Source organism: Salmonella sp. 32010601201800023SM (genome assembly GCF_017572235.1).
Classification (GTDB): domain Bacteria; phylum Pseudomonadota; class Gammaproteobacteria; order Enterobacterales; family Enterobacteriaceae; genus Salmonella; species Salmonella enterica.
Genome location: NZ_JAGEQS010000007.1, coordinates 56,920 through 75,568 on the forward strand (window position 1 = coordinate 56,920; position 18,649 = coordinate 75,568).

The window sequence follows — 18,649 nt, forward strand, 5'->3', positions numbered from 1 at the left end:
GGATGGCGGCTTCGCCTTATCCGGCCTACAAAATATGGGATTTGATGCCCAATAGCGCTGAGGCACTGGCTTGACCGCTTAGTAGCTCGTCTGTTTTGCCTTGCCACGCAATGCGTCCGTCGGCGACGACGATTGACCGGGGCGCAATTCGCGCCGCATCTTCCACGCTGTGCGAGACCATCAACAGCGTGAGCTGTCGCTCGCGGCAGATATCGCTGACCAACGTCAGCATCTCCTGGCGCAGCGCGGGATCGAGCGCGGAGAACGGTTCATCCAGCAGCAGTACCGGCTGTTCACGTACCAGGCAGCGCGCCAGCGCTACCCGCTGACGCTGGCCGCCGGACAGTTCGCCCGGTAAACGCGTCATCAGACTCTCAATGCCCATCTGACGTGCGATAGCGTCCCGTTTTTCCCGCTGGCTGGCGTTGAGCGTTAACCCGGGGTTTAGCCCCAGACCGATATTTTGCTGCACATTCAGGTGGCTGAATAAATTATTCTCCTGAAACAGCATTGAGACCGGACGGCGTGAGGGCGGCGTAAGCGTATGATCTTCACCGGCAATCAGTAACGTACCGCTGGCAGGCGCAAGAAAACCGGCAATTAAATTCAACAACGTGCTTTTCCCCGCGCCGCTGGGGCCAAGAATCGCCACCTGCTCGCCGCGTTCTACCTCCAGCGTAAAACGCATCGGCAAATGATGGTAAAGCCAGGTGATATCAATCAGTTTTAGCATGTCGGCCCGGTAGTTTCTCTATGAGGGTAAATAACGTAAAGCAGAGCAGCAATAGTATCAGCGCGGTCACCGCGCCGTCCTGGCTGCGGTAGGAGCCGATCTGCTGATACAGATAAAACGGCAGCGTGCGGAAATTGTCATTGCCGAAAAGCGCGACGACGCCAAAATCACCGATAGAAAGTACGCAGGCAAACGCCAGCGCCTGCGCCAGCGGACGTTTCAGCGCCCGCAGTTCCACGACCTTTAACCGCGACCAGCCTTCAATTCCTAATGACTGGCACAGCATTCCATAACGGGCGGTAATATCGCGCATTGGGTTTTCCAGGACTTTTAGCGCGTAGGGGATTGCCATCAGCGCATTGGTGAAAATCACGATGCCGTCGGCGGATTCCGGTAAGCCAACGCTGTTATTGAGCAGTAAAAAGAAGCCTGTCGCCAGCACGATCCCCGGCATCGCGAGGATCAACATCCCGCTGAGTTCCAGCGTTTGTCCGGCGAAGACTTGCTGGCGTTGGCGTAGCTCGCGGCTACTCCACAGTAGCATCATGGTCAGCACCACACACAGAACGCCCGCCGCCAGCGCAATGCGTAGCGATGTCCAGACAGCCTGCCACAGAATGGGTTGCGCCAGCACCTCCGGCAGGCTGCGGTTGACGCCATTGACCACCACGGCGACCAGCGGCGGAAGCAGCAGCAGCAGCGCCAGCACGATTAATAAGGCGTCCGTCAGACGGCTGTGGAGACGATCGTCAGGATCGCACCAGCCCTGCGTCAGCGTCATCCCCGGCGCAATCGCTTTACTCAACCGTTGACTTAGCAGTACCAGCGCCAGGCAGCAGACCATCTGGATTAATGCCAGCATCGCCGCGCGGGCGGGATCGTAGTCATAACTGAGCGCCTGAAAGATAGCCAGCTCGATAGTGGTGGCCTGCGGGCCGCCGCCGAGCGACAGAACCGTTGCGAAACTGGCGAAGCAGAGCATAAAAATCAGCGCCGCGACGGGCGGAATTTGGCGGCGCAGCCACGGCCATTCGACAAAACGGAAAAAATGCCAGCCGCGCATACCGAGCTGGGCGGCGAGCTGGCGCTGCTCGCCGGGAATGCTTTCCAACGATTGCAGCAACAAACGGCTCGCCATTGGCAGGTTAAAAAAGACGTGCGCCAGTAAAATGCCCTGCAAGCCGTAGGGGGAGAATGTCCACTGAAGCCCCAGCATCTGCCACAGCGAGGCCAGCCAGCCCTGACGGCCATACACGCTAAGAATGCCGAACACGGCAACCAGTACCGGCAGAATCAGCGTCATGGCGCACAGACGCAGCAGCGCCAGACGTCCAGGAAAACGGCGTCGATAAAGCGCGCGGGCGAGAAAAACCGCCGGGACCACAGACAGCACTGCGGACAGAAACGCCTGCCAGAATGAGAAGCGCACCACATGCCACAGATAGCTATCCCGCCAGATTGTCGACCACGCGCCCGGCGGCGCGTTCAGCCAAAGCGCCAGAAAGGCCGCCAGCGAGACGGTTATCATCAGCGCGGCGGCGCACAGCCCCGGAATCAGCCAGCCGGGAATTAACGGCTGACGGCGCGTTGCCATTCGCTAATCCATGCCTGGCGTTGTGCTGCCACTTGTTGCGGCGTGAATTCCAGCGTTGTGGCGGGTTTGGCCAATGATTCAAACCCTGCGGGTAAGGCGACGTCCGCTACCGGGTACATCCAGTTGCCGGTGGGTATGGCGTTCTGAAACGCCGGAGAAACCATAAATTTGAGGAATTTCTCCGCCAGTTCCGGCTGCTTACTGGCGACGGTACGCGCCGCGACTTCTACCTGTAAGTAATGGCCTTCGCTGAAGTTCGCGGCGGCGTAATTGTCCTTCTTCTCTTCAATAATGTGATACGCCGGAGAGGTGGTGTAACTGAGCACCAAATCGCTTTCACCTTTCAGAAATAAACCGTAGGCCTCGCTCCAGCCTTTCGTCACCGTCACCGTTTTGGCCGCCAGTTTTTGCCAGGCCTGCGGCGCGTTATCGCCATAGACTTTGCGCATCCACAGTAACAGCCCCAGCCCTGGCGTACTGGTACGCGGGTCCTGATAAATCACCCGCCATTTTTGATCGCTCTCGACCAGTTCTTTCAGGCTTTTCGGCGGATTTTTCAGCTTGCTTTTATCGTAGACAAAGGCGAAATAGCCGTAATCGAACGGCACAAATGTGTCGTTTTTCCAGCCGCCGGGCACCTTGACCGCCTCATTCGCCACGCCGCTTTTGGCAAAAAGTTTAGTTTGCGTGGCCGCCTCCAGCAGATTATTGTCCAGCCCCAACACCACATCGGCTTTGCTGTTCTTCCCCTCCATCCGCAGGCGGTTGAGCAGCGAAACGCCATCCTCCAGCGCCACCAGTTTCAGCTCACAGTTGCAATCGGCTTCAAACGCTTTTTTCACCGCCGGGCCTGGCCCCCAGTCGGCGGCGAACGAGTCGTAGGTATAGACGGTGAGAACGGGTTTGGCGAAAGCAGGCGCCGCGCACAGGAGTAAAAGCGGAAGATATTTTTTTAACACTTTGCACCTCAGTGAAAGAGTGGCAAAGGACTTGAGAGGTAACCTCAAATCCCTTCGCCGGCATTATCCGGATCAGGTTCGACGGGTATTTTCTCAGCGCGCGCATGAGCGCGGCACCCCGTTGAGTTCGGCGTTAGTGTAGTGATTTTGTTGCCGGGCAGCAATCAAGAGCTGGCGTTAAGGATCTGGCGGCGCAAACCACGCCGATTTAAAATCAAACCAGCCGAGGGTATTCATGCGCAGCCCGCGCATACTGCGCTGTCCCTGGATAATCAGCCAGTGGTGGATCAGCGGCACAATCGCTTTGTTGGCCAGCAGTTGCTGGCACCAGTTCGCCAGGTTCATCTCGCCAGCGCGCCACTGCGCGGCGTCGTCCTGCCAGTCGCGCGGAATGCAGTTCTGCAAGAGCGGTACTTCGCACAGGTGCGCGAACAGCGAGAAATCCAGCGGCAGCGTAAAGTTAGCGCTATTGAGCCAGATATCGCTTTCGATCTCGCCGGCGTGCCATTGATCGTAGTCGATCTCCTGAATATGCAGATGTACCTGATGCTCAGCCAGAAGCGCGCTCATGATACGGGCGATAACCCGGTGCTCAATGTGTTCGCGATAGAAGGTCAGCGTGAGGGTTTCCAGCCCGGCGGGTTTTTCGCCCGGGCCTGGACGGGCGTGATGCCAGCGCGGTAAAAGCCCATAGGCCGGGAACCAGAGCTGCTGTAGCGGTTCATCGGCATGATAGAGTAAATTGGTGGGGGAGAGGACGTGGCTTACCCATTCTCTGACCTGCGGATGCGCGCCGCGCGGCGTTCTGGCGTCGAATAGCAGGTAATAGCACCCCTCTTCCAGTCGGCTTTCTATCGCTTTTTCACCGCCTTGTATTGGCCCTTCCAGCATCAAGCCGCAGGCCGGTTCTTCACTGATATCCGGCAGTACCCAGACGTTCACTTCGTCTATCAACGCCCGATAGCCGAAGTAGTCATCAAAGGCGAGTATCTTGAGCTGGTTCGGCGTATTACGCCGCACGGCATAAGGCCCGGTGCCGATAGGGTGGCTGGCGAAATTAGCCAGCGTTTCCCACTCCCGCGGCAAAATCATCGCCGGGACCTGGCCCAGCAGCCACGGCAACCAGCGATCCGGCTGGGAAAGATGAATATCCAGCGTCCACGCGGTAGGGGAGTCTATCTTTGTGATGTGCGAGTAAAGCGGAAGCGTATTGATACGCGTCAGCGAGGCGATGACATCTTCCATCTCCAGCTCGCGGCCATGATGAAAATGAATGCCGGGGCGCAGGTAGAAGCGCCACAGTAAAGGGGAAATTTGCTGCCAGTGGTGCGCAATGTCCGCTTCCAGTTCCCCGTTTTCCTCATTTACCCGCGTGAGCGAACTGAAAATTTGCCGGGCAATATGAGTTTCCGAGCGACGTAATGCGGTTCCCGGCAGGAGATTGTGCATCGGACGATAGTAAAGAACCCGCAGAATATGCCGCCCCTGGCGGAAGCTGCGTCCCAGATGGGAAATCAGCATTTGCCTGACAGCGCTTTTATCGCCGACCAGTTGTACCAGTTGATCGATTCGATCTTGTTCCAGCAGGTCTTCCGCCCGCTGCTGTTGCAGCGCCAGTCCGGTATACAGGAACGTCAGACGCGAACGCTTTCCGCGTCCGACCTCGGCTTCCCATGTTAGCCAACCGCGCGCCTGCATCGTATTTAGCAGCGTACGCATATGGCGACGCGAACAGTTCAGCAGATCCGCCAGCTCATTAAGCGTGGTGTCTTGCGTTTTACCGTCACAACATTGCCAGAGACGGATAAATTGTTGTTGCAGGCGACCTGAGGGCATAAAAGGGGAACTCCGATGAAAAACTCAGCAATTTTATTATCCCTATATTAGGCCAATAATATCTTTCGATGAAGCAAGAGGAAGAGGTCACTATGCGCCAGTTCTGGTTGAGATATTTTGCCGCGACGGAAAAAACGTCCTGGCTGGCTTGCCTGAGCGCGCCGCAGCGCTTAAAAATGCTCGCGGAACTGATGCAGTGGGAGGCGACCGATTGAAGCCAATTGCAGACATCATGTGTGACTGAGTATTGGTGTAGGCGATAGCCTAAAATCACCCGCCAGCAGATAATATCTGCTGGCTTTTTTTATTTCGGCTGTTTCTGGATGACGACGATGGGACGGCGTCTCAACGGGATTTATGCGGCGGTTTCTGTGGTCACGCAGGTGGTGAGCGGGCGAGTAAAAGACGTGTAATGTTGCGTGACAAGCGCCATTTTGCATGGTACTGAAACAGACTTTTTTTTATTTTTATCATCGCTAATCTTATACGCGTTATCGCATGGTGCTTTAACGTGTTTAGTACAAAGGAATGATAATGAAAAAGGTTTTTTTGCTTGCAGCGCTTTTTGCTATGTCCAACTCCTCTTTCGCGGCAATGGCTGAAAGTTGTCAGCAATATTTTAATGATATTGATGCCCTGGTTGAGCAGGCTGCAGCAACGAGTGAACAGGCAAAACAGCAATTTGACGCGATGAAGCCTCAACTCGAAGCGTCAAAAAAACAGTTGGAAACTGTAGCTGCATCTGACCAGGATGCTGCGTGTAAGCAGGCTCTGGCGTCAATGGTTCAGATTAAACAGGCTCTGGGATTAAAATAAGATAGATACCAGCAATAAGCGATGAGTATCGCTTATTGCTGGTCGTTTTGGTATCAACGCATAAACTCAGGCTGCTTGTCTTCGTACTCGGCAATCGCGTCTTCGTGCTGCAGCGTCAGCCCAATGCTGTCCAGACCGTTCAACATGCAGTGGCGGCGGAAGTCGTCGATTTTAAAGCTATAGGTTTTATCGCCTGCTTTCACCACCTGTGCTTCCAGATCCACTTCAAAATGAATCCCCGGATTGGCTTTCACCAGAGCAAACAGCTCATCGACCTGTGCGTCGCTCAGGGTTACCGGCAGCAGTTGGTTATTGAAACTGTTGCCGTAGAAGATGTCGGCGAAGCTTGGCGCGATCACCACTTTAAAGCCGTAGTCGGTCAGCGCCCACGGCGCGTGCTCGCGTGACGAGCCGCAGCCAAAGTTTTCCCGCGCCAGCAATATCGACGCGCCTTGATATTCCGGAAAGTTCAACACGAATTCCGGATTTGGCTGTTGGCCCTTTTCGTCCAGGAAGCGCCAGTCGTTAAACAGATGGGCGCCAAAACCGGTGCGCGTAACCTTCTGCAAAAACTGTTTAGGGATAATTGCATCGGTATCGACGTTGGCGGCATCCAGTGGGACAACCAGGCCGGTATGCTGGGTAAATTTATCTGCCATGGTAGTTTCCTTATTTGATGCTGCGAATATCGGCGAAGTGGCCGGTAACGGCGGCAGCGGCGGCCATCGCCGGGCTGACTAAATGCGTGCGACCCCCGCGGCCCTGACGACCTTCAAAGTTACGGTTGCTGGTGGATGCGCAGCGCTCGCCCGGGTTCAGGCGGTCATTATTCATGGCCAGGCACATGGAACAGCCCGGTAAGCGCCATTCAAATCCTGCTTCGATAAAGATCTTGTCCAGACCTTCCGCTTCCGCCTGCGCTTTCACCGGACCTGAACCCGGCACCACCAGAGCCTGCACGCCCGGCGCCACTTTGCGCCCTTTGGCGACTTCTGCCGCCGCGCGCAAATCTTCAATGCGCGAATTGGTACAAGAGCCGATAAAGACTTTATCGATAGCAACGTCCGTTAACGGTACGCCCGGCTGTAAGCCCATATAAGCCAGCGCTTTTTCGGCGCTGGCGCGTTCAACCGGATCGCTAAAGGAGGCGGGATCGGGGATGATGTCGGTGACGGAAATCACCTGGCCCGGATTCGTGCCCCAGGTCACCTGCGGCGCGATCTCTTCTGCTCGCAGGGTGACGACAGTATCAAAAGTCGCGCCGTCATCGGTTTTCAGCGTTTTCCAGTACTCGACGGCTTCGTCAAAATCGCGGCCCTTCGGCGCGTGCAAACGCCCTTTTACGTAGTTGAAAGTGGTTTCATCCGGGGCGACCAGACCGGCTTTGGCGCCCATCTCAATCGCCATATTGCACAGCGTCATGCGGCCTTCCATACTCAGCGCGCGGATCGCGTCGCCGCAAAATTCAACCACGTGTCCGGTGCCGCCGGCGCTACCGGTTTTACCGATGATCGCCAGCACGATGTCTTTGGCGGTAATGCCCGGCGCGGCGTTGCCCGTGACTTCAATCTTCATGGTTTTAGCGCGCCCCTGTTTCAGGGTTTGCGTCGCCAGTACATGTTCTACCTCAGAAGTGCCGATGCCGAAGGCCAGCGCACCAAACGCGCCGTGGGTGGCGGTGTGGGAGTCGCCGCAGACGATGGTCATGCCCGGCAGGGTGACGCCCTGTTCCGGCCCCATCACATGGACGATGCCCTGATATGGGTGATTCAGGTCATACAGCTCGACGCCGAACTCGTTACAGTTCTTAATCAGCTCCTGCATCTGGATACGCGCCATTTCACCGGAGGCATTAATGTCTTTAGTCTGCGTCGAGACGTTGTGATCCATCGTGGCGAAGGTTTTCCCTGGCTGACGTACCGGACGATGGTGCGCGCGCAGACCGTCAAACGCCTGAGGCGAGGTGACTTCATGCACCAGGTGGCGGTCGATGTACAGCAGCGGCGTTTCGTTTGGCGCCTCAAAGACCACGTGGGCATCAAATAATTTTTCGTATAACGTTTTGGCCATGATTACACCCCTTCTGCGACATAGCGGGCGATAATATCGCCCATCTCATCGGTACTGACTGCGGCAGCGCCCCTGGCTAAATCGCCGGTGCGAACGCCCTCTTCTAATGCGCGATTGATCGCCTGTTCAATGGCCGTTGCCGCATCGTTGGCATCCAGGCTGTAGCGCAGCAGCAGCGCCAGCGACAGGATCTGCGCAATTGGGTTGGCGATATGTTTCCCGGCGATATCCGGCGCGGAGCCGCCAGCCGGTTCATACAGGCCAAATCCTTGCTCGTTCAGGCTGGCGGAGGGCAACATCCCCATTGAGCCGGTGATCATGGCGCATTCGTCGGACAGAATGTCGCCGAACAGGTTAGAGCACAGCAGTACGTCAAACTGCGACGGGTCTTTAATCAACTGCATGGTGGCGTTATCGATATACATGTGCGCGAGTTCCACATCGGGATACGTTTTCGCGACATCATTGACGATCTCACGCCACAGGATAGAGCTTTGCAGTACGTTGGCTTTATCAATAGAGGTGACTTTACGGCGGCGTTTACGCGCCGATTCAAAGGCGATACGGGCAATGCGCTCGATCTCAAAGCGGTGATAAACTTCGGTATCAAAGGCTTTTTCGTACTGACCGCTGCCTTCACGGCCTTTTGGCTGTCCGAAATAGATCCCGCCGGTCAGCTCGCGCACGCACAGGATATCGAAACCGTTAGCGGCGATATCGGCGCGCAACGGGCAAAATGCTTCCAGTCCCTGATACAGTTTCGCCGGACGCAGGTTACTGAATAATTTGAAATGTTTGCGCAGCGGCAGCAGGGCGCCGCGCTCCGGCTGGCTTTCCGGGGGCAAATTTTCCCATTTCGGGCCGCCGACGGAGCCAAACAGAATGGCATCCGCCTGCTCACACCCTTCAACGGTGGCTTTCGGCAGTGGATGACCATGATTGTCGATAGCAATACCGCCGACGTCATAGCGGCTGGTGGTGATACGCATATCAAAACGGCTGCGTACCGCATCCATAACTTTCAGGGCTTGCGCCATGACTTCCGGGCCGATACCGTCGCCCGGCAGTACGGCAATATGATAGTTCTTCGACATTACACGGTTTCCTTGTTGTTCTCTTTATTTTGAGCTTTGCGTTGCAATTCTTTTTCAACTTCGGCGGCGCGCCAGATATTGTTCAGTACGTGCACCATCGCTTTGGCGGAGGATTCGACGATATCCGTCGCCAGCCCGACGCCGTGGAAGCGGCGACCATGATGGTTTACGACGATATCGACCTGACCCAGCGCGTCTTTGCCCTGGCCTTTGGCGTTCAGGTCGTATTTAACCAACTCAACGTCGTAACCGGTGAGGCGGTTAATCGCCTGATAGATGGCGTCGACCGGGCCGTTGCCGTTCGCCGCCTCGGCCTTGATCTCTTCACCACAGGCCAGCTTCACGGAAGCGGTGGCGATATCGCTGGAGCCGGACTGCACGCTGAAGTAATCCAGACGGAAATGCTCTGGTTCTTCTTGCTGTTTATTAATAAACGCCAGCGCTTCCAGGTCATAGTCGAACACCTGGCCTTTTTTGTCCGCCAGCTTCAGGAACGCGTCGTACAGGTGGTCCATGTTGTAGTCTGTGTCCTTGTAACCCATCTCTTCCATGCGATGTTTCACGGCGGCACGGCCAGAGCGGGAGGTCAGGTTCAGCTGTATCTGGTTCAGACCGATGGACTCTGGCGTCATGATTTCATAGTTTTCGCGGTTCTTGAGGACGCCATCCTGGTGGATGCCGGAAGAGTGGGCGAAAGCGCCGCTGCCGACAATCGCTTTGTTGGCCGGGATCGGCATGTTACAGATCTGGCTGACGGTCTGGCTGGTGCGCCAGATTTCGTGGTGATTGATGTTGGTGTGTACGTTCATGATGTCTTTGCGCACTTTAATCGCCATGATCACTTCTTCCAGTGCGCAGTTACCGGCACGTTCTCCGATACCGTTCATCGCGCCTTCAACCTGACGAGCGCCCGCATGTACTGCCGCCAGCGAGTTGCCTACCGCTATCCCTAAATCGTCGTGGGTATGAACGGAGATGATGGCTTTGTCGATATTGGGGACACGTTCATACAGGCCGGAAATGATTCCCGCGAACTCAAACGGCATGGTATAGCCCACGGTATCGGGAATATTAATGGTTCTCGCGCCGGCGTTTATAGCGGCTTCCACCACGCGCGCCAGATCGTCAACAGGCGTCCGGCCAGCATCTTCGCAGGAGAACTCCACGTCATCAGTGTAATTACGCGCCCGCTTAACCATGTATACCGCGCGTTCGATGACCTCATCCAGCGTGCTGCGCAGCTTGGTGGCGATGTGCATTGGCGAGGTGGCGATAAAAGTATGGATGCGAAACGCGTCGGCGACCTTCAGCGCCTGTGCCGCGACGTCGATGTCTTTTTCTACACAACGCGCCAGGGCGCAAACGCGGCTGTTTTTGATGGTGCGGGCGATGGTTTGGACAGATTCAAAATCACCCGGAGAAGAGACCGGGAAGCCTACTTCCATGACATCAACACCCATGCGCTCAAGGGCCAGGGCAATCTGCAGCTTCTCTTTCGCGCTCAGGCTGGCCTGTAACGCTTGTTCGCCGTCGCGTAAGGTCGTATCAAAAATAATGACTTGCTGGCTCATGATGTGGTCCTTGTCTCCAGGGGCGCCTTGCGTCAGGCATAAAAAAACCCGCGCAACGGCGCGGGTTTTATTTGACTTCGAGCTGACTTAATGTTGAATGCCGCCCACCGGTCTACCGCGCACAATAAATGCGTTGAGTAGTAGTAGCCCAGTGAAACGAACGATATGTGACATTAATTCAGCTCCAGCGAATGCGTTATGCTTTTAGTGGTACTGGATATGCCGTTTAATGTCAACTCTATTTTCTGTCGCCATTGCATTTTGTTGACGATATCCGGATACGTACTTTAGCTAATTGTGCTGGGCTGCGCGTCCAATAAAGGATAAAAGAACGAGTGGACATTCATACTTTTCATTGTTTGAAATATTTAGGCATTTTTGTTTGCAAATTGGTTAGGGGAATGGCCTGTTAAAGGTATGCTAAAGGTTTGGTTTATCTTTTTGATTTGTTTTATATTTTAACAAATAACCTTGTTTGCTTAATGGATAAGGATAAAGTTATTGATAAATTAATGTTAACTTTTTAGCTATTAATAATATAAACATTTAATTGAAACTTAAATGATCATTCACTTGGTGTATGATTGTGTATTCGCCATAGTTATGGTTATATTGCTTGCGTAATTTAAACATTATGAATCGCAATGGTGTGACTCAGGACACATTACGCTTGCGCTGGCATTCTATTTGTCTCTGTCAGCGTCTTTATGTTTTCCGAATTTTAACGCTTTCCCTTTTTCTTATTTTATATGCATGGTAAATCATATTTTCAGGAATTATTTCTGCCTTCAGCCAGAAAAAGGGAGTTAAGCGTGACAGTGGAGTTAAATATGCCAGAGGTCAAAACCGAAAAGCCGCATCTTTTAGATATGGGCAAACCACAGCTTCGCATGGTTGATTTGAACCTATTGACCGTGTTCGATGCGGTAATGCAAGAGCAGAATATTACGCGCGCCGCCCACACGCTGGGAATGTCGCAGCCTGCGGTCAGTAACGCCGTAGCGCGTCTGAAGGTTATGTTTAATGACGAACTTTTTGTTCGATATGGACGAGGAATTCAGCCGACTGCCCGTGCATTTCAGTTATTTGGTTCAGTCCGTCAGGCGTTACAATTGGTGCAAAATGAATTGCCGGGATCGGGGTTTGAGCCGACCAGCAGCGAACGTGTATTCAATCTTTGCGTGTGCAGTCCGCTGGATAATATCCTGACGTCACAGATTTATAATCGTGTAGAAAAAATTGCGCCAAATATTCATGTCGTTTTTAAAGCGTCGTTGAATCAGAATACTGAGCATCAGCTACGCTATCAGGAAACCGAGTTCGTTATTAGTTATGAAGAATTCCGTCGTCCTGAGTTTACCAGCGTACCGCTATTTAAAGATGAAATGGTTTTAGTCGCCAGCCGAAAACACCCGCGTATTAGCGGCCCGCTACTGGAAGGCGATGTTTATAATGAACAACATGCGGTTGTTTCTCTCGATCGTTATGCGTCATTTAGTCAGCCGTGGTATGACACGCCGGATAAACAGTCGAGCGTGGCTTATCAGGGCATGGCGCTTATCAGCGTTCTGAACGTGGTTTCGCAGACGCATTTGGTCGCTATTGCCCCGCGCTGGCTGGCGGAAGAGTTTGCGGAGTCGCTGGATCTGCAAATATTGCCGTTGCCTTTAAAACTGAATAGCCGGACATGCTACCTTTCCTGGCATGAAGCGGCTGGGCGTGATAAAGGGCACCAATGGATGGAAGATTTATTAGTTTCTGTTTGTAAGCGATAAAACCGGGCAGAATAAATCAGAAACAAATTCTGGTTTATTCTGCTTTTTAGCGTATATCAAAAATTTTATGCTGATTTAACGGTGAGCGATTCTTTTCGTCGCTGTGAAAAATAGATGAATTGCTGTAAGTCTGCATTTATAAGCGATTATTTATTACCTGGTGTGATTCAGACGGAGTATTTCTCCATTTCTTCTCTTCTTGCCTCCTGATTATTCTAACCTTCCCCATCTTTACGTCATTCCACCCAATTGCCAGGCGTGATAGCGAGCGGTTAAGGTGTCCGTCAAACCGTGATGACAGGTATAAAGTGGAGGCAAGCCGTGGAGATGTTGTCTGGAGCCGAGATGGTCGTCCGATCGCTTATCGATCAAGGCGTAAAGCAGGTGTTCGGCTATCCTGGAGGCGCAGTGCTTGATATTTATGATGCGCTACATACCGTTGGAGGGATCGATCATGTGCTGGTGCGTCATGAGCAGGCCGCGGTGCATATGGCGGATGGCCTGGCGCGAGCCACTGGCGACGTTGGCGTGGTGCTGGTGACTTCCGGACCGGGAGCGACCAATGCGATTACCGGGATTGCTACGGCCTATATGGATTCCATTCCGCTGGTGATTCTTTCCGGCCAGGTCGCCACCTCATTGATTGGCTATGATGCCTTTCAGGAGTGCGACATGGTGGGGATTTCCCGACCGGTGGTCAAACATAGCTTCCTGGTCAAACAGACGGAAGATATTCCCCAGGTGCTTAAAAAGGCCTTCTGGCTGGCGGCAAGCGGACGTCCTGGGCCGGTGGTCGTGGATCTGCCGAAAGATATTTTGAATCCGGCGAAAAAAATGCCGTATGCCTGGCCGGAGACGGTCAGTATGCGCTCTTACAATCCCACAACATCAGGACATAAAGGACAAATTAAGCGTGCCTTGCAAACGCTGGCGTCGGCAAAAAAGCCGGTGGTCTATGTTGGGGGAGGGGCGATAAGCGCGGCCTGCTATGTGCCGCTGCGCCACATCATTGAAACCTTTAACCTGCCGGTGGTCTCTTCATTAATGGGACTGGGCGCGTTTCCTGCTACTCATCGCCAGTCGTTAGGAATGCTGGGAATGCATGGCACTTATGAAGCCAATATGACCATGCATAACGCCGACGTGATTTTCGCTGTTGGCGTACGATTTGACGACCGCACGACGAATAATCTCGCTAAATATTGTCCGAACGCGACGGTATTACACATCGACATTGACCCGACGTCCATATCCAAAACGGTTAACGCTGATATCCCGGTGGTGGGCGATGCCCGCCTGGTACTGGAACAAATGCTGGAGCTACTGGCGCAGGATGCGCCGTCTCAGCCGCAGGATTATATTCGCGACTGGTGGCAGCAGATAGAGATCTGGCGCGCCCGTCAGTGCCTGAAATATGACGCGGAAAGCGAAAGTATTAAACCCCAGGCGGTGATTGAAACCCTCTGGCGTCTGACGAAGGGCGACGCTTACGTGACGTCCGATGTAGGACAACACCAGATGTTTGCCGCCCTCTATTACCCGTTCGATAAACCACGTCGCTGGATTAATTCCGGCGGGCTCGGCACGATGGGTTTTGGCCTACCGGCTGCGCTGGGCGTTAAAATGGCCCTGCCGAAAGAAATGGTGGTCTGCGTGACCGGCGATGGCAGTATACAGATGAACATTCAGGAGCTGTCGACAGCCTTACAGTATGAACTGCCGGTACTGGTTTTGAACCTGAACAACCGTTATCTGGGGATGGTGAAACAGTGGCAGGATATGATCTATTCCGGTCGCCATTCTCAGTCTTATATGCAGTCGTTACCGGATTTTGTGCGCCTGGCGGAAGCATATGGCCATGTCGGGCTGCAGATTAACCGTCCGGATGAGCTGGAAAGTAAACTCAGCGAAGCCCTTGAGCATGTGCGTAATAACCGACTGGTGTTCGTCGATGTCACCGTTGATGGCAGCGAGCATGTCTATCCGATGCAGATTCGCGGGGGCGGGATGGACGAAATGTGGTTAAGCAAAACGGAGAGGACCTGATGATGCGCCGGATTTTATCGGTATTACTGGAAAACGAATCTGGGGCGTTATCGCGGGTTATCGGCCTCTTTTCGCAACGCGGATATAATATTGAAAGCCTGACCGTTGCGCCGACAGACGATCCGACGTTGTCGCGCATGACTATCCAGACGGTAGGCGATGAAAAAGTGCTTGAGCAAATTGAAAAGCAACTGCACAAGCTGGTTGATGTGCTGCGCGTCAGCGAGCTGGGACAGGGAGCGCACGTTGAGCGGGAAATCATGCTGGTGAAAATCCAGGCCAGCGGCTACGGACGGGAAGAGGTGAAGCGTAATACGGAAATTTTCCGTGGTCAGATTATTGACGTTACGCCAACGTTGTATACCGTTCAACTGGCGGGCACCAGCGATAAACTGGATGCTTTTCTGGCCTCGCTGCGCGACGTGGCGAAAATTGTTGAAGTGGCGCGTTCAGGCGTCGTCGGGCTTTCGCGCGGCGATAAGATTATGCGCTGAGCTGATTCGCCGGATGACGACGCGCTTGCGTTTTATCCGGTCTACAGGCTGATATCTGGCCCAGGTCCGATAAGCGTAGCGCCATCAGGCAGGTTTGCCGGATATCAGCCAACAGGAATTATCGCCCAACCCAATATCACCGGTTGGGCTTTTTTTTGCGAAATCCGTGGTAACCCGGAATAAAAGCGGTTGCCGGAGTGATCAAACTGCGCTTAGATGTTAACGATTTTAACCCATGCCGACATAAAGGTTATGGTTTGTACAATTTACACAAGGGGCAATTGTGAAACTGGATGAAATCGCTCGGCTGGCCGGTGTCTCGCGCACAACTGCAAGCTACGTTATAAACGGTAAAGCAAAGCAATACCGCGTGAGCGACAAAACCGTAGAAAAAGTCATGGCGGTAGTGCGTGAGCACAATTACCATCCTAACGCTGTGGCTGCCGGGCTGCGTGCTGGACGCACACGTTCCATTGGTCTGGTGATCCCGGACCTTGAAAACACGAGCTACACCCGTATCGCAAACTATCTTGAGCGCCAGGCACGCCAGCGTGGCTACCAACTGCTGATCGCCTGTTCTGAAGATCAGCCGGATAACGAAATGCGCTGCATTGAGCACCTTTTGCAACGCCAGGTGGATGCAATCATTGTTTCAACTTCGTTACCGCCGGAGCATCCCTTCTATCAGCGCTGGGCCAACGATCCGTTCCCCATCGTCGCGCTCGACCGCGCGCTGGATCGCGAACATTTCACCAGCGTGGTCGGCGCCGATCAGGATGATGCCGAGATGTTGGCGGAAGAGCTGCGTAAATTCCCGGCGGAAACGGTGCTTTATTTGGGCGCGCTGCCGGAGTTGTCCGTCAGTTTCCTGCGCGAGCAGGGGTTCCGCACTGCATGGAAAGACGATCCGCGGGAGGTGAATTTCTTATATGCCAACAGCTATGAGCGCGAAGCCGCCGCGCAGTTGTTTGAGAAATGGCTGGAAACGCATCCTATGCCGCAGGCGCTCTTTACGACATCGTTCGCGCTATTACAGGGCGTGATGGACGTAACGCTGCGGCGCGATGGAAAACTGCCTTCGGATTTAGCGATTGCGACCTTCGGCGATCATGAGCTGCTGGATTTTCTGCAATGCCCGGTACTGGCGGTGGCGCAGCGTCATCGTGATGTCGCGGAACGCGTGCTGGAGATTGTGCTGGCAAGTCTTGATGAACCGCGTAAACCGAAACCCGGCTTAACGCGTATTCGGCGAAACCTGTATCGTCGCGGCATTCTGAGCCGTAGCTAAAGGACCGGCGGTAAAAGACTCTCTCTTCTGCCGCCGTCAAACAAATGCGTATCAGTAAAAATATCCCTTAAATAATTAAGATTATTCCTTAAAATTATCCGAAAATTCTTTTTTATTACCTTTCTTTTGTCCGAAATCGTCCATATTCCACTAATTAAGACGTAACGAGTCTTTTCCTTTGTCTTGTTTTGTTACAAGCAGGCAAGAAATCGTCGAATTAACAGCCACTTTTTGTCTTTGGCGCGACAGTCGCTCGTAGGCGCTGGTATAGCAGGCACCGCACACGTTAAACAGGCACTGTTAACACGGTGCAATATGTCCTAAAATGCCGCTCGCGTCGCAAACTGACACTTTATATTTTTCTCGGATTATATTGAGTCCGTTTTAAACGGCGGTGGGCCTTTGGTTTTTTTCTTACAAATATTCATAACGTTAATTTGGCTTGCACGCTGGGCGGAAATTAATCAACGCAGATATTCGCCGTAAACATTGGCTTTTTTACTTAGGTAAGCGTTGTGACTTGCTTGACAAGCTTTTCCTCCGCTCCGTAAACTCCTTCGAGTGGGAATTTGTGGGATAAAGTGGTAAGAAGGGGTGAGACTGGCATGTTCCGGGGGGCAACGTTAGTCAATCTCGACAGTAAAGGGCGCCTGACCGTGCCGACCCGTTATCGGGAGCAACTGATCGAGAGCGCTACCGGTCAAATGGTATGTACCATTGACATCCATCACCCATGCCTGCTGCTTTACCCCCTGCCTGAATGGGAAATTATTGAGCAAAAGTTATCTCGTCTGTCGAGCATGAACCCGGTAGAACGTCGCGTACAGCGTTTACTGTTGGGCCATGCCAGCGAATGTCAGATGGATGGTGCAGGTCGATTACTGATCGCGCCAGTTCTGCGGCAACATGCCGGACTGACGAAAGAAGTGATGCTGGTTGGACAGTTCAACAAATTTGAGCTGTGGGATGAAACGACCTGGTATCAACAGGTCAAGGAAGATATCGACGCTGAACAGTCAGCTACCGAAACGTTATCGGAGCGGCTGCAGGACTTGTCTCTATAAGATGATGGAAAATTTTAAACACACTACGGTACTGTTGGATGAAGCCGTTAATGGGCTGAATATTCGTCCGGATGGTATCTATATTGATGGCACATTTGGTCGCGGCGGCCACTCGCGCCTGATCCTCTCGCAACTGGGCGAAGAGGGGCGCTTGCTGGCGATCGATCGCGATCCGCAGGCGATCGCCGTTGCGCAGATCATTAATGATCCTCGCTTCTCCATCATTCATGGACCTTTTTCCGCGCTGGCTGATTATGTAGCCGAGCGCGAGCTTACCGGCAAGATTGACGGGATCCTTCTCGATCTTGGCGTCTCTTCTCCGCAGCTTGACGATGCGGAGCGCGGTTTTTCATTTATGCGCGACGGTCCGCTGGATATGCGAATGGACCCGACGCGCGGCCAGTCTGCCGCCGAGTGGTTACAAACGGCGGAGGAAGCGGATATCGCCTGGGTGCTGAAAACATTCGGCGAGGAGCGTTTTGCCAAACGTATTGCTCGCGCCATTGTTGAGCGCAATCGCGAACAGCCGATGACCCGCACCAAAGAGCTGGCGGAAGTGGTTGCGGCGGCGACCCCGGTAAAAGACAAATTCAAACATCCCGCGACCCGTACCTTCCAGGCGGTGCGCATCTGGGTAAACAGTGAACTGGAGGAGATAGAGCAGGCGCTAAAAAGCTCGCTCAGCGTACTGGCCCCAGGCGGGCGGCTTTCAATCATCAGTTTCCACTCGCTGGAAGACCGTATTGTGAAACGCTTTATGCGTGAGCAAAGCCGCGGTCCGCAGGTACCGGCGGGATTACCGATGACGGAAGCGCAGCTCAAAAAACTGGGCGGTCGTGAGTTACGAGCGTTAGGCAAGTTGATGCCGGGTGAAAAAGAGGTAGCTGAAAATCCTCGGGCCCGTAGTTCAGTTCTGCGTATCGCAGAGAGGACGAACGCATGATCAGCAGAGTGACAGAAGCCCTAAGCAAAGTGAAGGGATCGATAGGAAGCAACGAGCGCCATGCCTTGCCTGGCGTGATCGGTGACGATCTTTTGCGGTTCGGGAAGCTGCCACTCTGCTTGTTCATTTGCATCATTTTAACGGCGGTGACGGTGGTCACGACGGCGCACCATACTCGTTTACTCACCGCGCAGCGTGAACAATTGGTTCTGGAGCGCGATGCATTGGACATTGAATGGCGCAACCTGATCCTTGAAGAAAATGCGCTCGGCGATCACAGCCGGGTGGAGCGGATCGCAACGGAAAAGCTGCAAATGCAGCATGTTGATCCGTCCCAAGAAAATATCGTAGTGCAAAAATAAGGAT

Annotated in this window: 18 protein-coding genes and 1 riboswitch; of the genes, 9 read left to right on the forward strand and 9 right to left on the reverse strand. The window is 53.6% G+C overall.

All coding sequences use genetic code 11. The features are described 5' to 3' along the window. Positions 1–25: 25 nt before the first annotated feature. From thiQ to sgrR, 4 genes are all read right to left on the reverse strand, one after another. The gene (thiQ, locus tag J4617_RS19030) at positions 26–733 is read right to left on the reverse strand and encodes a thiamine ABC transporter ATP-binding protein ThiQ (protein WP_017465618.1); all 708 of its coding nucleotides are present in this window, start codon (positions 731–733) and stop codon (positions 26–28) included. Further along, complete coding sequence (gene thiP / locus J4617_RS19035; protein WP_017465619.1) at positions 717–2,327, reverse strand: thiamine/thiamine pyrophosphate ABC transporter permease ThiP; 1,611 nt, start codon at positions 2,325–2,327, stop codon at positions 717–719. The genes thiQ and thiP overlap by 17 nt, the downstream gene beginning before the upstream one ends. Then, positions 2,303–3,286, reverse strand: coding sequence for a thiamine ABC transporter substrate binding subunit (gene thiB, locus J4617_RS19040; protein ID WP_000915326.1), 984 nt, complete (start codon positions 3,284–3,286; stop codon positions 2,303–2,305). Before thiB ends, thiP begins: the two co-directional genes overlap by 25 nt. A gap of 31 nt (positions 3,287–3,317) precedes the next feature. Continuing rightward, positions 3,318–3,417, reverse strand: a riboswitch (TPP riboswitch). 46 nt (positions 3,418–3,463) lie between these two features. Beyond that, positions 3,464–5,122: an HTH-type transcriptional regulator SgrR gene (gene sgrR, locus J4617_RS19045; protein ID WP_001139028.1), complete on the reverse strand. Its 1,659-nt coding sequence runs from the start codon at positions 5,120–5,122 to the stop codon at positions 3,464–3,466. Positions 5,123–5,214: 92 nt separating this feature from the next. Here sgrR and sgrT point away from each other — a divergent pair, with 92 nt between their 5' ends. Together sgrT and J4617_RS19055 are read left to right on the forward strand one after the other, a co-directional pair. Next, positions 5,215–5,337, forward strand: coding sequence for a glucose uptake inhibitor SgrT (gene sgrT / locus J4617_RS19050; protein WP_001248755.1), 123 nt, complete (start codon positions 5,215–5,217; stop codon positions 5,335–5,337). A gap of 319 nt (positions 5,338–5,656) precedes the next feature. After that, a complete protein-coding gene (locus J4617_RS19055; RefSeq protein ID WP_000755258.1) occupies positions 5,657–5,938 on the forward strand; it encodes a DUF5339 family protein in 282 nt (93 codons plus the stop codon). A 53-nt stretch (positions 5,939–5,991) separates the two neighbouring features. On the opposite strand, the gene leuD is transcribed toward J4617_RS19055, so the two are convergent. From leuD to leuL, 5 genes are all read right to left on the reverse strand, one after another. Further along, complete coding sequence (gene leuD, locus J4617_RS19060) at positions 5,992–6,597, reverse strand: 3-isopropylmalate dehydratase small subunit (protein WP_017465621.1); 606 nt, start codon at positions 6,595–6,597, stop codon at positions 5,992–5,994. Between the two features lie 10 nt (positions 6,598–6,607). Then, positions 6,608–8,008: a 3-isopropylmalate dehydratase large subunit gene (gene leuC / locus J4617_RS19065; RefSeq protein WP_001140632.1), complete on the reverse strand. Its 1,401-nt coding sequence runs from the start codon at positions 8,006–8,008 to the stop codon at positions 6,608–6,610. 2 nt (positions 8,009–8,010) lie between these two features. Next, entirely contained in the window at positions 8,011–9,102 is a 1,092-nt protein-coding gene (gene leuB / locus J4617_RS19070; protein ID WP_017465622.1) for a 3-isopropylmalate dehydrogenase, read from the reverse strand. Continuing rightward, on the reverse strand, positions 9,102–10,673 hold the full coding sequence (gene leuA / locus J4617_RS19075) for a 2-isopropylmalate synthase (RefSeq protein WP_000082820.1): 1,572 nt from the start codon (positions 10,671–10,673) through the stop codon (positions 9,102–9,104). The genes leuB and leuA overlap by 1 nt, the downstream gene beginning before the upstream one ends. Before the next feature lie 87 nt (positions 10,674–10,760). After that, complete coding sequence (leuL, locus tag J4617_RS19080; protein ID WP_001575587.1) at positions 10,761–10,847, reverse strand: leu operon leader peptide; 87 nt, start codon at positions 10,845–10,847, stop codon at positions 10,761–10,763. Between the two features lie 656 nt (positions 10,848–11,503). Between leuL and leuO the strand changes: the two genes are divergently transcribed. From leuO to ftsL, 7 genes are all read left to right on the forward strand, one after another. Continuing rightward, positions 11,504–12,448: a transcriptional regulator LeuO gene (gene leuO / locus J4617_RS19085; protein WP_001115420.1), complete on the forward strand. Its 945-nt coding sequence runs from the start codon at positions 11,504–11,506 to the stop codon at positions 12,446–12,448. 321 nt (positions 12,449–12,769) lie between these two features. After that, the gene (gene ilvI, locus J4617_RS19090) at positions 12,770–14,494 is read left to right on the forward strand and encodes an acetolactate synthase 3 large subunit (protein WP_000425617.1); all 1,725 of its coding nucleotides are present in this window, start codon (positions 12,770–12,772) and stop codon (positions 14,492–14,494) included. Between the two features lie 2 nt (positions 14,495–14,496). Continuing rightward, positions 14,497–14,988, forward strand: coding sequence for an acetolactate synthase small subunit (ilvN, locus tag J4617_RS19095; RefSeq protein WP_001563086.1), 492 nt, complete (start codon positions 14,497–14,499; stop codon positions 14,986–14,988). A gap of 283 nt (positions 14,989–15,271) precedes the next feature. After that, on the forward strand, positions 15,272–16,276 hold the full coding sequence (gene cra / locus J4617_RS19100; protein ID WP_000762406.1) for a catabolite repressor/activator: 1,005 nt from the start codon (positions 15,272–15,274) through the stop codon (positions 16,274–16,276). A gap of 605 nt (positions 16,277–16,881) precedes the next feature. Further along, the gene (gene mraZ / locus J4617_RS19105) at positions 16,882–17,340 is read left to right on the forward strand and encodes a division/cell wall cluster transcriptional repressor MraZ (protein WP_000488294.1); all 459 of its coding nucleotides are present in this window, start codon (positions 16,882–16,884) and stop codon (positions 17,338–17,340) included. Position 17,341: 1 nt separating this feature from the next. Next, positions 17,342–18,283: a 16S rRNA (cytosine(1402)-N(4))-methyltransferase RsmH gene (gene rsmH, locus J4617_RS19110; protein ID WP_017465623.1), complete on the forward strand. Its 942-nt coding sequence runs from the start codon at positions 17,342–17,344 to the stop codon at positions 18,281–18,283. Continuing rightward, a complete protein-coding gene (gene ftsL / locus J4617_RS19115) occupies positions 18,280–18,645 on the forward strand; it encodes a cell division protein FtsL (RefSeq protein ID WP_000625651.1) in 366 nt (121 codons plus the stop codon). Before rsmH ends, ftsL begins: the two co-directional genes overlap by 4 nt. The last annotated feature ends 4 nt before the right edge of the window (positions 18,646–18,649 follow it).

Excerpts from the sequence above, each read along its gene's own strand:
- thiQ (WP_017465618.1), bottom strand. The coding sequence starts at position 733 with ATGCTAAAACTGATTGATATCACCTGGCTTTACCATCATTTGCCGATG.
- thiP (WP_017465619.1), bottom strand. The coding sequence starts at position 2,327 with ATGGCAACGCGCCGTCAGCCGTTAATTCCCGGCTGGCTGATTCCGGGG.
- sgrR (WP_001139028.1), bottom strand. The coding sequence starts at position 5,122 with ATGCCCTCAGGTCGCCTGCAACAACAATTTATCCGTCTCTGGCAATGT.
- sgrT (WP_001248755.1), top strand. The coding sequence starts at position 5,215 with ATGCGCCAGTTCTGGTTGAGATATTTTGCCGCGACGGAAAAAACGTCC.
- J4617_RS19055 (WP_000755258.1), top strand. The coding sequence starts at position 5,657 with ATGAAAAAGGTTTTTTTGCTTGCAGCGCTTTTTGCTATGTCCAACTCC.
- leuD (WP_017465621.1), bottom strand. The coding sequence starts at position 6,597 with ATGGCAGATAAATTTACCCAGCATACCGGCCTGGTTGTCCCACTGGAT.
- leuC (WP_001140632.1), bottom strand. The coding sequence starts at position 8,008 with ATGGCCAAAACGTTATACGAAAAATTATTTGATGCCCACGTGGTCTTT.
- leuB (WP_017465622.1), bottom strand. The coding sequence starts at position 9,102 with ATGTCGAAGAACTATCATATTGCCGTACTGCCGGGCGACGGTATCGGC.
- leuA (WP_000082820.1), bottom strand. The coding sequence starts at position 10,673 with ATGAGCCAGCAAGTCATTATTTTTGATACGACCTTACGCGACGGCGAA.
- leuL (WP_001575587.1), bottom strand. The coding sequence starts at position 10,847 with ATGTCACATATCGTTCGTTTCACTGGGCTACTACTACTCAACGCATTT.
- leuO (WP_001115420.1), top strand. The coding sequence starts at position 11,504 with ATGCCAGAGGTCAAAACCGAAAAGCCGCATCTTTTAGATATGGGCAAA.
- ilvN (WP_001563086.1), top strand. The coding sequence starts at position 14,497 with ATGCGCCGGATTTTATCGGTATTACTGGAAAACGAATCTGGGGCGTTA.
- mraZ (WP_000488294.1), top strand. The coding sequence starts at position 16,882 with ATGTTCCGGGGGGCAACGTTAGTCAATCTCGACAGTAAAGGGCGCCTG.
- rsmH (WP_017465623.1), top strand. The coding sequence starts at position 17,342 with ATGATGGAAAATTTTAAACACACTACGGTACTGTTGGATGAAGCCGTT.
- ftsL (WP_000625651.1), top strand. The coding sequence starts at position 18,280 with ATGATCAGCAGAGTGACAGAAGCCCTAAGCAAAGTGAAGGGATCGATA.